The following is a 13,421-nucleotide window of genomic DNA, read 5'->3' as shown; positions in this document are numbered from 1 at the left end:
ACGGACGCCGCGTTCTCAGGTCGTCGGGGCGCTGGTTACGGGCAGGTGGTCGAGCAGGCCGTCTCGCACGTCGTGCCGCAGCCGTCGTCGGTCATCCGGATGAGCCGGTCAGCGGCCGGTCCGGACTCGACGATCGAGATGTCCAGGTCCCATGTGGTGAAGTCCTCCTCCTGGTCTCGTCCCGCCTGCGGGGGCACGGCCAACACCGGGTCATCGAGCTGGATGGACATGAAGACCTCCTGGGTTGTGATGGTGGTGGTGCATTCCGGCTCCCGAGCATCCGTTCGGGAGCGCGGAAACTCAGGGCCAGCGGACAGCGACAGCGCCGTGCCGTTTCGGCACCAGCCCCACGGACGGCGCCGGCGTCCCCGCGGCCTTCGGGACGTATCGGATGTGGGCGGCACCGGAACGGCGGTGATCGCTGGCCCACCGGCGGNGNAGTTCCACGTAGTGCTCGGCGACGCGATCGGCGTCGGGACCGTGCGCGACGACGCCGCTCTCGAATCCGCCGGTCTTCTCGTTCGGGCGCTTGGTGCGGTAGGCGAAACTGCCACCGCTGACCAGCGTGGGCACACCTCTGGCGGCCGAGGGCGCGAAGCGGCCGTTCTGGACCTGCGTCTCGTCCACATGCAGGTGCGCGACCTGGGCCAGATTCGTGACGAGGAAGAACTCCAACTCGTCAGGAAGATCGAAGGCCGCTCCGGACCAGCGTTCCAGCCTCGGCGTGGCCAGCGCGTCGCGCAGCCCCTCGACGTCGAACTCCTGGGACGGGTCGTCGACCCGAAGCACGACCTCGTCGGTAATAGGGACGAGCCTTTCGCGGAACGTCCCGATGCCCTGCATCGGGACGAATCCGCACAGGCGATAGCTGCGGCTGACCAGACCGACGTCACCGTCCTCGTCGACCCGGTCGAACGCGATCGACCGGGTCAGCCCTCGTAGCCGGAGCGGCACAACGAGCCTGCCGCCGTTCGTGAGCTGCTCCTGCCAGGCTGGTGGGATGTCCCAGGCCCCTGCGGTCACGATAATCCGGTCGTAGGGTGCTTTTTCGGGTACGCCGGCCTCGGCGTCGGCCGCCACGACTTCAACATTTCGATAGCCGGCCGCGTCCAGACAGGCGCGGGCCCGGCTCACGATCTCCTGGTCGATGTCGACGGACGTCACCGAGCCTCCGTCGCCGACCATCTCCTGGATGAGGGCGGCGTTGTAGCCGCCCGAGCCAACCTCCAGGACACGCATTCCCGGTTCAAGTTCGGCCTGCTCCAACATGACCGCCTGAATGTGCGCGGCGGACAGCGAGCTGAGCGCCGCACCATTCCCATCGCGTTTAATCACAAGTGCTTTGTTTGCGGCGTAGACCGCCTCCAGCGGTTCGTCGGGTGCGAAAAGGTGCCGAGGCACCCTGCCCACAGCCGCAGCCACCTGCCCAGTCTTGATCGCGTCCCCCGTGGTGCGAAGCTCGTCCACCATCGCGGCACGCAACGTGGCCGCACTGTCGGTGGCGCTCGAATCTTGGACTGAAGTCATTTTTCGACACCTTAATGAGACGGGAAATGGCAGTCTAGGTCGCTCCTCTGACCCAGAATATGGAAGTGGCGATGAGCTAGGTGAAGGGAATGCTCCGATGATGTGTCGGCGGCAATGTCGAGTACGGCCGGGTGAGTACGACGCGACTGCGCCCCTGTCCAGCGCCAGCTCTTCCAGACGCCGACTCTCACGAATGGTTCGATCGGGAAGATGTACCGCGCCGGGGAAGATGCGGCTGGCCCCGGCCGCACCGGCGGATCTGGTCGGCCATCCGCTTCGCGGCCACGGCCACGCTGGGTCCGTAGGTAGTGCAGGTGATGTGCTCGAAGCCGGTACCGGCCCCATCGACCCGACGCGGCTCCCCGGTCGGCCAGGGCTGGCCGTCGGCGAACGCCGGTCGCCCCAGCGCTGGGGGGGAACGGCGAGACGCGCGCACGCGGACCGGGCGCGAACGCGACACAAGGACATGATCATCTCGCTTCCCTCGGGTGGTACGGCCCGCGCACCGATCAAGATCGGTGGATGCCGCGTATGGCGCCACACCACGATGGCTGGAGCCCGGGGGGCAAGTCATTCCCACCACGACGAAGCTTCTCTTCGGCTCCCGAGAGACACCTGACCTGCGCAGACAGTGGTGTCAGGGTGCATCTATCCGGCGCGATCATGCCGATTCGTTCGGCAGGCCCGCCGGCCTCGGCCTCGATCACCTGTCTGGGACCACGGCGACCTGAACCTGCTACCGCGTTCCGACGGCGTCTGGTCCGGCTCCACCGACGATGCGGCTCCTTCGCGCGACCCGCGGCGCCTCTCTCCCGGCTGATCCTGAGCGGACGGCTGTCGGTGACAGACGGCTACGGACTCGGCCGGCAGCGGGAGGCTGCGGCCTCCGAAGCTGATCGACTGCCGGTGTCTGCCGCGTCAGGGCAGGCACGCGCTGCCCTCGGCTGCGGCGGCTGGGTGTGCGCTTGCGCCTTGGTCTGGCGACATGTGCCGGGCGGCTACGGCGTTGGGCCAGGGGCTCCGCCGACCCGCGTCCGGACTGGCGGCAGGTCGCCTCTCCTTCGCAGTGTCCGCGACATCGACGATCACACGGAAGCGCCGGCCGCACAGGAAAGTCCTTTTGAGACGATTGCGCCATGCGCCTGCTGATCCTGGGAGGAACCTGGTTCGTCGGCCGTGTCCTGGCTGAGGACGCGGTGGGCCGTGGCTGGGCGGTCACGACGTTCAACCGGGGTAGGTCCGGACCGGATGTCGCAGGGGTCCACCCGTTGCGCGGCGACCGAACCGACGTCCAGGATCTTGAACGCCTCGCGGCGGCGGGGCCGTGGGATGCCGTGGTGGACGTCGGCGGAGCGGAGCCCCGCTCGGTCGGCCTGGCCGCTCAGGTTCTGGGCGCGCAGGCCGGTCGGTACGTGTTCGTGTCGACCGTCTCGGTGTATCGCGACTGGCCCGCGTCCCCGGTCGACGAATCCTCACCTCTACATCCGGGAAACCCCGATCTTGTGGTGGAAGATCCTCGCTGGGACGCGGTGCGGTACGGCCCCCACAAGGCCGGGTGTGAGGCCGCGGTCCGGCGGAGCGTTTCCCCGGATCGGCTGCTCATGGTGCGGCCGGGGGTGGTTCTCGGCCCGTACGAGTACGTCGGACGGTTGCCGTGGTGGCTTCGGCGGATGGCGCGCGGCGGGCGGGTGCTGGCCCCCGCACCCGCCGACAGGCCGATCCAGCCTGTGGACGTGCGTGACCTCGCGTCGTTCCTGCTCGACCTGATCGGGCGGTCGGCCAGCGGCATCTTCAACGTCGCGGCGCCCACCGGCCACGCGACCTACGGCCGGATGCTGGACGCGTGCGCTGCGGCGACGCGGGACGTCCGAGGCGCAGATGAGATCGAGGTTGTCTGGGCGGAACCCGATTGGTTGGTCGAACAGGGGGTGCGTCAGTGGACGGAGATCCCGCTGTGGCGGGTGCAGCCAGGGACATGGCGCCTGGATGCGACCCGCGCGGCGGCGGCGGGCCTGCGTTGCCGGCCGATCGAGAAGACGGTCCTGGCCACGTGGGCGTGGCTGGCGGCCGGTGGCGCTCCGGTCCGGCATGAACGTCAGGACGAGCACGGTTTCGACCCCGACAGAGAGCGCCGCCTCGTCGACCTGTGGGAGTGCCGGTCACAGGCCGCCTCCGGCGAGAAGGGCCTGGTGTGAGGTGCCCGGGGGCAGCATGGCGGTGGCCGACTCGCGCACGAAGTGTTCGATCTGGTCGTCAAGGTCCTCGGCTTCGGCAGATCCGCGGTAACGCGGCTGGCTCAGCGACCGGCGCAGCCGGTGGAGCCGCCCCGTCAGGCGCCCCGTGCGCTGCTCGGACGGCAACGCGAGGACGGGGACGAGGGCATCGTGCGCGCTGTCGAGATCGCCGCCCAGTGTTCGGGCGACGACCAGATCGATCCGGGCGCCGTGCTCACCTGGTGTCCACCGGTCGGCGATCGGTATCGCGGTGAACAAGTCGATCGCCTGGGACGCCGCGTGCGCAGCCTGGTCGAGTTGGCTGAGCGCGAGATGGGTGGCGGCGGCGCTGAGGAGCCGGCGTTCCTCGCCGAACGAGAACTCGCCGCCCACACTGTCGAGAAGGTCGTCTGAGGCGTCCGCCTCGGCGGCGCGCTGGGCGGCGACCAAGGCGGTCATCGCCTCGTCCGCGGCACCGATCATCGCGTAGGAGCGGGCCTGCACGGCGTGCAGGCGAACCGTTCCGGACCCCGCTCTGGCGTGGTCGAGGCCCGTGGCCGTCAGCCGTATCCCTTCTCTGGGCCGGTCCGACCAGAAGGCGATGGTGGCCTGGACAGCGCGGGCCCATGAGCGCAGCCCGTCATCGTCGACGATCTGCCCATACGCCCACGCCGCACGGGCGTTCTCGACTCCCGCGTCAGGGAACCCGAGGTCGAGACTGACGATGCCGAGCAGGCCGCAGACCTGCCCGGCGAAGACGTAGAGCTCATTGAGCTGCCGTGGGCGTTTCGTCTGTTCCAGCAGTGCGTACACGGTGTTCCGGGTCTTGGCCAGTTCGGTGAACATCTGGAAGGGCGGGGTGGTGTTGTAGGTGTGCGCGAGCCGGCGCACATCGTCGGCGAGCTGTTCCACCGAACTCTCGTCGAGGCTTCCGGCCGCCGCGAACATCGCATGCTCCCCTGACTCCTTGGCAGCCGACATGACACGCTCCATTTCCACCGGTACGTACGGTATTGATAGGTGCTCGATCCCGTCAGGCCGTACCGTTCTCGCAGGCGGGCCGGAAAGCTTCACGGGGCCACGATGGCTAGGCGTCAGAGGTATTCGAGGGGATATGGGCTGAAACTGGCCGGTCTGGCTGAGGATGAGGTGGTCCGCGGGGGTGAGCTGTTCTCGGTCGTCGAGGTCGACAAGGTTCTGGACGCTGGTGTCGTAGACCTCGGCGAGCAGGGCGAGGAGCTGGGGGGTCGGTCGGCGGCGGTTGTTCGGCAGCGGCCAGTTCTCCAGTTCCGACAGCTTCGGCGCGGTCATGGGTGCGGCGCCGTCCGGGTCGAGGCCGGTGCGGGTGGCATGGGTGTTGATGTGGTTCGCGGCCTGTTGCTGGGTCCAGCCGTGCGCGATCCGGTGGGCCGCGCGGGGGCGCAGCTTGTAGCGGCGGGCGAACTCGATGGCGATCTCGTCGTGCGACATGCCCACGGCGCGCATCCGCGCCCGCAGCTCGTCCTGCTCCACCCGCAGACTGTGCCTACTCACGTCGTATCCCCTCCAGACCACCGCGCCGCCCGGTCCGCCGCCCGCTGCACCGGGCAGTCACGCGACCATAATGATCAGCCTTTCGGTTGTGCATGTCATTCCCCCTGCCACGAACATGTTCTTCGGCTGCTGAGAGGCGGCCTGAGCTGCGGAAATGACGTAAGGCGGTGCGATCTGTTCGGTCCCGGGCGGCGCGTCAGTTCGCGGTGGCAGGCGGCGGATACGGACACGCACGAGCTCGCCATCGCTGGCGCCAGGTCACGGGGTGCGGTTCGCGGTGATGTCGCGGTGTGCGGGACGTTTATCGGGCGGCTCGACGCTCGTGGATGCAACTGCCCGGTCGGTGCTCAGCGCCGCGGTAGCGCACGTGGAAGATCATGGCGGCGATGTCGACCTGGTTGCGGGCCTCCTCGGTGCTCAGACCGAACTGTGCCGCCTGGTCGTAGGCGTCCAGCGCCGAGCACAGGTCGGCCCATTCTGGTGCCGTCGGGGCGGCAGACGGGTCGAAGGTGGTGAGCAGGTCCGCCAGCCGCGCTGGCGGGAGCATCTCGCGCATCCTGGCGAGCAGCACGATCGGGCGGAGTGCGGGTGGGACAGTGCGGGGGCGAGGTGACATGCGGGCCGTTTCGTCATCGCGGGTCTGCGGTCGCGCGGACGCCTCGCCGGAGGAGGCNGAGGGGGCTGATCGCAAGGGGCAATCCGCTGAGATTGGATTCCTGTTGGGTGCAGGTTGAGTGGCGGCGTGCCGCTGTGTCCTGGCTATTGTCTGTCCGGCTGCCGGGAGCGCCGGTGGACCTTCAGGCGCGCGACGGGGGTGTCACGCGCGGTCGTCCGACTCTGGAGAGGGCTGTGTCTGGGCGTTGCGGGCGGCAGCGACCGCGCGGGTGAGGGTCGCGGCGAGGGTGTCGGCTTCGTCGAGGGTGAAGGCTTCGCTGTCGGGGTCCTCTTCTCCGGCGCCGAGGGAGATCATCGGTTGGTAGGTGGTCGTCGCGGTGACGTACTGCTCGATCGAGACCTGGATCGCTGTCTGGTCGCGGACCCCGGGGATGGGTGGCAGGTCGATCACGGTGAACTCGGAGACGTGGTAGTCGCCGGGGCCCGCGGGCATGACGTCGAGGTGGCCGGCGGGCTGCTCGCACCACGAGGGGCAGGAGCTGGTAGCAGGGTCAGGCATGGCGTTCGCCTCTCGGTTCAGGTGGCTGGGACGTGCTGGCCGGAGCCCGTGGGCGTGGGGCGTGCCGGGTGGGTGTCGAGGGTGCGTAGGCCGTCGCGGACCCGGTGCAGCAGGTCGAGGTCGAAGACGTCCGGGGCGGTCGGGGTCGCGGCGTGGGCGGCGAAGCGTTCGCGTCGCGGCAGGCCGTCGGTCGGGGCGGTCGGAATGCGGTGAGGACGAGGGGNGTGGTGGGGNAGAGCGGCCCAAACGACCTTGCCTCGCTCCTGGTGGCTGCCGTCGGGGGTGTGGACCCGGGCCTGGTAGTAGCCGGTGCGCGGGGTCAGAGCGGTGATCAGGTGTAGGCCGCGGCCGTCCTCGGCGTCGGGGCTGGTGGCCCTGCGGGTTGGGTGGCCTGGTCCTCCGTCCCAGACTTCGACGATCACATGGTGGTCGCTGTAGGTCAGGCGCATCGCGATCTGGGACGTCAGGTCATCATCGCCGCGCAGGCTGGAGGCGAGCGCGTTGGTGACCAGTTCCGAGGTCAGCAGGGTGATCGTGTCGATCACATGGTCAAGATCCCACTGGTGGAGTTGCCCGGTGACGTCGCGGCGGGCGGCGCTGGCGGACTGGGGTCTGGTCGGGTAGCTCCAGACGCGGTGCGGGAGCAGGTGAACGGCCGGTTCGGGTGCGCTGGCGGGGGNGGTGGCCACGGCGGTGGTCATGTGGCTCTCCCGGCTGTTCTCGCCGTCGCGTCGAGGGGGCGCGGGCGGGTGGGACGAGATGCGGCCGGCCGCCGCCTGTGGTGGGACGGCCGCGCGACTGGCGCTGGCGGAGGCGGGTGGGGCGTCGTGGACGAGCGTGAGGTTGTTCTCGGCGAGCACCACCACGCGGCACGGCCAGGCGCATCCACACTTCTCGCACACACCGTCGCGTTGGACGTGCCGGTCCAGGAGGCGCACCGCGCTACCGCGCAGCAGCTCGAACGCACGCTCGGGCGGCTGGGCGGTCGCCTTCGGACCGAGAGCGATCAACGGGTCGGTGGATCGGCCGCGAACGGCACGATCCTGACCGGGCGAAGAAGCGGGGGCGGAAACAGGCGGCGCGGGAGGGGCGGACTGTGATCGGCTGCCCGGTGGCCGGCTCAGGCTGATAGCCATGGACGTGCACCTTCGGTCTACGAACGGGTAAGTGATCAGTGGTCAGCGGAGTCGAGCTGCCGTGCCGGTTGGTCGGCCGGGCTGTCGGCGAGGGCAGCGAGGGCGGCGTTCAGCGCCGCACCAGCGCCGCGTCGGCGCAACTCCCGGGTGAGTACGTCAAGAACGGACAGCGCCGCCAGCGGCGGGGCCGGCGGATCGGCCGCCGTCGGGCCGAGCCGGAGGGCGACCGCTGGCAGCGTCAGCGTGGTGATCGCCTGGTCGTAGACGGTGGCCGCCCAGATGGTCAGGACGGCGTGCAGCCAGTCCCGCCACTGGTCGCGGCAGGCGGCCAGCCGGCCGGACAGCCACGCCTCGACGCCTTCGACGAGTTCTGTCCGGACTGGTGTCGGGCAGCCGAGGATCAGCGGGTGCAGATGGCCGAGCAGGGTTCCGGTGTCCACGAGGTCTCCGCCGGGTTCGAGCGCGGGGGACACCAGTGCCGCCCGTGACGATCCGTCGGGATACAGGACGCCGCGTGGGTTGAGGTTCCCGAACGCGATGCCGCCGCGGCTGAGCATTATCGGGTCCAGCTGGGCGGCCAGCCGGCCGAGCCGCGTTGACAGGCTGCCCGCGAGCGCGCGGAGCTCTCCGATCTCGCCTGCTGTCGTGTCGCTAGCGTGGAGGTGGTCCACCGGATGGCTCAACGCTTCGGCGACGACCCGGGGGAGAGCGCGGGTCGTCGCCGCGGTTTCGGACAGTTGCGCGGGTGGATTCCGGTGCAGGTCGCTGAGGTCGTCCATCAGCGCCGTCACGACCCCGGTGAATTCCATCGGCCGGGCCCGGAGCAGGGCGGCCAGCGTGGCGCCGTCCTCCCAGGGGGTGAATATCACCCCCTCCGTACAGGCGATCGGGGGAGCCACCCGCAGGCGGGTGGAGGCCGCCAGCGCCGTGAGCTGCTCGGCTTGGCCGGCGATCGCGGTCGCCGCGTCGGCGCCGGCGTCGGCGAGCACGGTGGCGAGATCACCGTGGTCGCCGCGGACGAGGCGTGACAGCGCCCGGCCTGCCGGGCGGACCGTCGCGCACAGCGCCNCCCCGCCGACGCGGACCTGGCGATACACCGCCCCGCCCGCCGTGGTCATCGCCCCGAATGTCACCTCGCTGTGGGGCCACCGCTGGGCGGTCGCGTCGGCGATCCACCCGTCGGTGTGGGACAGCAGATCGCGGACGTCGCCGTCACTCCAGCACGTCGAGCAACCCGAACGCGGACTCACCGGACGCGGCCGACACCGGCGTAGACCGGCAGCCGACCCTCCACCGTCGTCGACCGGCCTCGCTGCCGGTCGTGTTCCCACCCTGGGAGCAGGACCAGTCCGGGGTCGACCAGCGTGCAGTCGTCGAAGAACGACAGCACCTCGGTGCGGTCGCGCAGCTGGAACGGCGCGGTTGTGCGCCGGTACACCTCGGCGGCTTCGGTGACCTGCGGGGACTGGCCGTCGCCGGTGGCGTGGGTCACGACCAGATGACTGCCCGCGGGTAGGGCGTCGCGCAGCTGGGAGACCAGGTGCCGGGGGCCGGTGTCGTCGGGGAAGAAGTGCAGGACCGCGACCAGGAGCAGCGCGACCGGCTGCCCCCGCTCCAGCAGCCGGGACACCTGCGGATGGTCCAGGATCTCGTCCGGCCGGAGCAGATCCGCCTCCACCGCCGTGGCCAGCGGGTTGGGTGCGAGCAGGATCTGGCTGTGTGCGACGGCGCCCGGGTCGCTGTCCACGTAGACGACCTGGGCGTCCGGGGCCAGCTGCTGGGCGACCTCGTGGACGTTGCCCATCGTCGGCATACCCGACCCGATGTCGAGGAAATGCCGGACGCCGACCTCGCCGGCGAGGTAGCGGACCGCCTCGCCCAGGAACAGCCGGTTGACCCGGGCGGTGTCGCGGATCTGCGGCCATGCCTGCTCGACCTGCGCCGCGGCTTCCCGGTCGGCCGGGAAGTTGTGCGCGCCGCCGAGGAAGTAGTCGTAGACCCGTGCGACGTTCGGTCCCTCGGCCCCCACTGCGGTGACGTCATGCGCGTCCGTCACGACTGCCCCCGTGACCAGCGCGCCGTGGTGACGACACGGCTTCTCGGCTGACGCGGCCGGTCCGACCGTGTGACCGGGCCGGGTCTGGTCCCTGTGGGGTGGTCACGATGTGTCGAACAGGCGATCCTCATCATGGGAACGGTCCTCGCTGACGGTAGGCAAAACGGAACCGTTACACCATCGTCCTAGCGGCGTCAGGTGGTCATCCCCCTCACCGCGAAGAAGCCGTTCACCCGTCCCGACCCCACCTGAACTGGGAAAACACCGAGGGCAACGGCCATCTCTTCGCTCGTTGCCAGCCCTTATCTTCCCGGAGTGTGATCGTTTCCCTACGGTGGGGTGTCAGGAGTGAGAAGCTGTTTTAGATCTTGCGTTGGCTACTCTCTGTAGTGACTGGTATGGTCTGGTGGCTGTTCGCGAGCTGGCGGGGAAGGCGCCTCACCATGGTTCGGATCATGGCGAGGCGGATGAATGCCTCGGAGATAGCCGGTCTTCTTTCATAGTCGCGGGCGAGCCGGCGATGGGCGGTGATCCATGAGAAGGTTCGTTCCACTACCCAGCGTTTCGGGAGGGCCTCGAAGCCGCGTTGCCCAGGGTTTTTCCGGACGATGTCGACGCTGGTTCTCATGACCTCACCGGCCCAGTCGACGAAACGCCCGGCGAACCCGCCGTCGGCGAACAGATGACGGCAGTTCCAGTGGTCGAAGTAGTGATCCACCATGATCCGTCTGCCGCCGTCACGGTCCTGGACGCTGGCCGGCAGCACGAGCACGCTCAGCAGCAGCCCGAGCGTGTCCGTGATGAGGAACCGCTTGCGGCCATTGACCTTCTTGCCCGCATCGTAGCCTCGGGTCGCCGCACCGACGGTCTGGGCGCCCTTGACCGACTGCGAGTCGATCNCCCCCGCCGTGGGCTGCCGGTCCCTACCCTCGACCTCGCGGGAGATGTCCCGTAGCGCGTCATGAACCCGCGCGATCACGCCCTTGTCATGCCAGCGGGCGAAGAAACCGTAGACCGTCTCCCACGGCGGGAAGTCCCGCGGCAACGACCGCCACGTACATCCCGAGTGCGTCACATACAGAATCGCGTTCACGATCTCCCGGCGGGGATGCGCCTCCTTCCGACCGTCCTTCGACACCGGCGGCAGCAACGGCTCCACCAACGCCCATTCCGCGTCGGACAGATCGGAGGGATACGGGTCAGACCGAGGCATGACCCGACCGTCCGCCATCGATCATCCCAACACGCCAACTCCAGCCAGGCGACCACACTCAGCACACAAGCATCAAGATCCCAAACAGCTACCCAGGACCGCGTCCGTGATCCGGGAGATCGTCTCCTTCGACACCGACGTTCCGTAGATCTCAGCGAAATGTGCGGAAATCTCCCCGGTCGTGAGCCCTTTCGCGTACAGCGACAGCACGATCTCGTCCACACCGGAAAGCCGCCGCTGCCGCTTCTTCACGATCTGCGGGGTGAACGTGCCTTCCCGGTCCCGCGGAACTGAGATCTCAACCTCGCCAACCGCCTCCGAAACGACAGTCTTCGGTCGGCTACCATTCCGAACGTTTACGCTGTCCCGTTCGGGATCGGCACGGTTCTTCTCGTGCCCGAGATGCTCGGTCATCTCTTCCCGCAAAGCCGTTTCCAGCACCGTCTTGGTGAACAGCTTCAACAGGCCGTCCGGCCCGGTCAGCGCCAGCCCACGCGCCTTCGCATCGGCGACCATCGCAGCTGCCGCAGCCTGCTCCGGCGACAGCTGCCGCCCCCGATCACGATCTTCCTTGCTGAGGGTCATATCACCCGATGTCATCACTCACAGTGCCCATCCCGCTGGACCTACGCCCGGCGTGTCGGGCCGGAAACACCGATCTTGAAACAGTCCCGTCCGGCGCGATGTGGGACCATCCGATAAGGAGGCAGCAGCCGATGGCGTCTAAGGCGGCGCGGCCGTAGTGGCCCTCGATGATCGGTTCTGCGGTATTGAGGGCGAGGGTCACGACTGGTTTTATCTTGAGCTTCACTATTGATCAAGGCTGTGACCTGGGTGTTCGCGTCGAGGACGATGTCGTCGACGCGAACACCCGAGATCGTTTCCTGCTGTTCAGCACGGTCCGATCGTTGTGGGAGAGTTTTCTGGGATGTTCCGGCGTGGTCGGCTGTCCGCGTGTCCGGTGGGTGGTTTTCGCTGGTCGCCGAGGGCGTGGGCGAGTTGGCGGCGTAGCCGCTGGTTGTCGTCGGCGAGTTCCCGGTTCCGTTGCAGGGCTGCTTCCAGCCGGGCGAGCAGCGCGGCCTCGGAGGCGCGCTGGCGGGTGGGGACGGGCGGGGATGGTGTCTGCCTGGTGGCGGCGCGGAGGCGTTCGACCTCGGCGCGCAGGTCGGGCTGGGTGTAGAGCCAGGACCGGGAGACGCCGGCTGCGGCTGCCGCGGACCCGAAGGTGACGGGGGCGCCGGCGCGGTCGAGCTCGCGCAGCGCCTGGGTAGCGCGGGCGCGGGCCTGGTCGTGCCGGCGGCGGGCGGCGGCGGTGATGGGGGCGGTGTTGTCAGGACGCATCGGCGACCGTGTCTTTCTGCCTGCTGTCTTCGGTGAGGGCGGTGATGATTTTCTCGAGGTTTCCGGCGACGCGGCGGTTCATCTCGGCCAGGCGCTGCTGGCCGCGGGCTTCGGCGGCGGATATGATGTGCAGGGTCTGCTGGTGCTGCCGGCGGTGTTCGGGTAGGAATTCCGCGGTAGTGAGGAAAGTCGGGCAGGTCAGGCAGGCGTTCGCGTGCGGGCAGTTTTTCTGTACCGGTAGGCCGCAGTAGCCGTTCGGCAGCGCCTGGGTGGCGCGGGAGATCCGCTGTTTCGCCCAGGCCGCCTCGGCCAGGGGCCCGTCCGGGTCGAGTGTCACTTCCTGACCGTGGGCGTTGACTTTGCGGGCTTTTTCCCAGTGGCGGCGCACGGTGGTGTCGTGTAGCCGGGCGTAGTGGGCGGTCATTTCTGGGGAGGTGTGGTCGAGTATTTTCCGGACGACTTCCTGGGGGACGTCTCGGTTTATCAGTCTGGTTCCGAGGGTGTGGCGCCATTGGTGTGGGGTCAGGTGAGCTGGCTGGTTGTGTTCGTCGCGGATGTCGCAGCGGGTCAGCCAGCGGGCGAGTGCGGTGCGGTAGGTGGAGCTGGCGAGTGGTTTCCGGCCGTCCGGGTTGGCTTTCGTCTTGGGAAACAGCGTCGGGGTGGTGTCGGGCCACCGGTCGGTGACGCGGCGCTGCTGCCGGGTGATCTCGGCTTCGAGTTCTTCGTCGATGGGGACCAGCGCCTCCCGTTTCATCTTGTGGTTGAGATAGCGCAGGTAGGGGGCGCCGTCGGTGTCCCGGACGATGCAGTCGACCGGGAGTTGCAGTGCGTCGCCGATGCGTAGGCCAGTGTGGATGAGGATGAGGGTGACGACGCGGCTGGCCGGGTCGTGCCAGCGGGCGAGGTTGTCGGGGTGTTCGACCGTAAGTATTCGGCGATGGCGTGGAGGGGCTGGTTCCGCCGTGTGGCGGTGTCGTGGCTGTGGCGGGAGTCGGGCGGAGTGTCCGCGGGATGCTGGTGGGGGGTTGTGGGCTCTTCGTGATACGTCGGGTGTAGTTCCTGATACCGAGGACGCTGGTGATGTGTCCTGGGTGGTGTGTCTGTTCTGTCTGTCACCGATGATGTCACCGAGGTGGCGTACTGGCGTGGGCGTGCCGAGCGGGCCGAGGAGTGTGCGGAGAAAGCCGAGGCCCGTGTCGGGCAGCTGCAGCTGCGGGTCGAGGAGTTG

Annotated in this window: 10 protein-coding genes and 3 pseudogenes; 1 reads left to right on the top strand and 12 read right to left on the bottom strand. The window is 68.8% G+C overall.

What is annotated here, in order from left to right:
* Nucleotides 1-35: 35 nt before the first annotated feature.
* Nucleotides 36-230: an FxLD family lanthipeptide gene (locus ALLO2_RS12675; RefSeq protein ID WP_023841893.1), complete on the bottom strand. Its 195-nt coding sequence runs from the start codon at nucleotides 228-230 to the stop codon at nucleotides 36-38.
* Between the two features lie 70 nt (nucleotides 231-300).
* The gene (gene fxlM, locus ALLO2_RS12670; protein WP_035732312.1) at nucleotides 301-1,527 is read right to left on the bottom strand and encodes a methyltransferase, FxLD system; all 1,227 of its coding nucleotides are present in this window, start codon (nucleotides 1,525-1,527) and stop codon (nucleotides 301-303) included.
* Between the two features lie 1,136 nt (nucleotides 1,528-2,663).
* On the opposite strand from fxlM, the gene ALLO2_RS12660 reads away from it, so the two are divergent.
* Nucleotides 2,664-3,722 carry an NAD-dependent epimerase/dehydratase family protein gene (locus ALLO2_RS12660; RefSeq protein WP_011436466.1) on the top strand — a complete coding sequence of 353 codons (1,059 nt, stop codon included), beginning with the start codon at nucleotides 2,664-2,666 and terminating at the stop codon, nucleotides 3,720-3,722.
* On the opposite strand, the gene ALLO2_RS27220 is transcribed toward ALLO2_RS12660, so the two are convergent.
* The 10 genes and pseudogenes from ALLO2_RS27220 to ALLO2_RS12600 form a co-directional block, all read right to left on the bottom strand.
* A complete protein-coding gene (locus ALLO2_RS27220) occupies nucleotides 3,687-5,273 on the bottom strand; it encodes a helix-turn-helix transcriptional regulator (protein WP_023841891.1) in 1,587 nt (528 codons plus the stop codon). The two genes, ALLO2_RS12660 and ALLO2_RS27220, sit on opposite strands and share 36 nt — an antisense overlap.
* A gap of 301 nt (nucleotides 5,274-5,574) precedes the next feature.
* The gene (locus tag ALLO2_RS12645; RefSeq protein ID WP_139341497.1) at nucleotides 5,575-5,889 is read right to left on the bottom strand and encodes a hypothetical protein; all 315 of its coding nucleotides are present in this window, start codon (nucleotides 5,887-5,889) and stop codon (nucleotides 5,575-5,577) included.
* 201 nt (nucleotides 5,890-6,090) lie between these two features.
* Complete coding sequence (locus tag ALLO2_RS12640) at nucleotides 6,091-6,447, bottom strand: hypothetical protein (RefSeq protein WP_023841889.1); 357 nt, start codon at nucleotides 6,445-6,447, stop codon at nucleotides 6,091-6,093.
* Nucleotides 6,448-6,464: 17 nt separating this feature from the next.
* Nucleotides 6,465-7,457: an ATP-binding protein gene (locus tag ALLO2_RS12635; RefSeq protein WP_232235066.1), complete on the bottom strand. Its 993-nt coding sequence runs from the start codon at nucleotides 7,455-7,457 to the stop codon at nucleotides 6,465-6,467.
* A 161-nt stretch (nucleotides 7,458-7,618) separates the two neighbouring features.
* On the bottom strand, nucleotides 7,619-8,833 hold the full coding sequence (locus ALLO2_RS12630; protein WP_035732308.1) for a hypothetical protein: 1,215 nt from the start codon (nucleotides 8,831-8,833) through the stop codon (nucleotides 7,619-7,621).
* On the bottom strand, nucleotides 8,830-9,639 hold the full coding sequence (locus ALLO2_RS12625; protein WP_023841886.1) for an SAM-dependent methyltransferase: 810 nt from the start codon (nucleotides 9,637-9,639) through the stop codon (nucleotides 8,830-8,832). Before ALLO2_RS12625 ends, ALLO2_RS12630 begins: the two co-directional genes overlap by 4 nt.
* 361 nt (nucleotides 9,640-10,000) lie before the next feature.
* Nucleotides 10,001-10,917 (bottom strand): annotated as a pseudogene (locus ALLO2_RS12620) (IS5 family transposase).
* Between the two features lie 28 nt (nucleotides 10,918-10,945).
* Nucleotides 10,946-11,437, bottom strand: a pseudogene (locus tag ALLO2_RS12615) (IS256 family transposase); the annotation flags it as partial.
* A 306-nt stretch (nucleotides 11,438-11,743) separates the two neighbouring features.
* Entirely contained in the window at nucleotides 11,744-12,193 is a 450-nt protein-coding gene (locus ALLO2_RS12605; protein WP_023841883.1) for a DUF6262 family protein, read from the bottom strand.
* Nucleotides 12,183-13,115: pseudogene (locus tag ALLO2_RS12600) on the bottom strand (tyrosine-type recombinase/integrase); the annotation flags it as partial. The gene ALLO2_RS12605 and the pseudogene ALLO2_RS12600, both read right to left, overlap by 11 nt.
* Nucleotides 13,116-13,421: the final 306 nt, after the last annotated feature.

The sequence above is a fragment of the Frankia sp. Allo2 genome (assembly GCF_000733325.1).
Classification (GTDB): domain Bacteria; phylum Actinomycetota; class Actinomycetes; order Frankiales; family Frankiaceae; genus Frankia; species Frankia casuarinae.
This window is presented reverse-complemented; position numbering and strand designations above follow the sequence as displayed.

What these genes read in the sequence shown, in the direction of transcription:
- ALLO2_RS12645 (WP_139341497.1), bottom strand. Translation starts at nt 5,889, where the DNA reads ATGTCACCTCGCCCCCGCACTGTCCCACCCGCACTCCGCCCGATCGTG.
- ALLO2_RS12605 (WP_023841883.1), bottom strand. Translation starts at nt 12,193, where the DNA reads ATGCGTCCTGACAACACCGCCCCCATCACCGCCGCCGCCCGCCGCCGG.
- ALLO2_RS12675 (WP_023841893.1), bottom strand. Translation starts at nt 230, where the DNA reads ATGTCCATCCAGCTCGATGACCCGGTGTTGGCCGTGCCCCCGCAGGCG.
- ALLO2_RS12660 (WP_011436466.1), top strand. Translation starts at nt 2,664, where the DNA reads ATGCGCCTGCTGATCCTGGGAGGAACCTGGTTCGTCGGCCGTGTCCTG.
- ALLO2_RS12640 (WP_023841889.1), bottom strand. Translation starts at nt 6,447, where the DNA reads ATGCCTGACCCTGCTACCAGCTCCTGCCCCTCGTGGTGCGAGCAGCCC.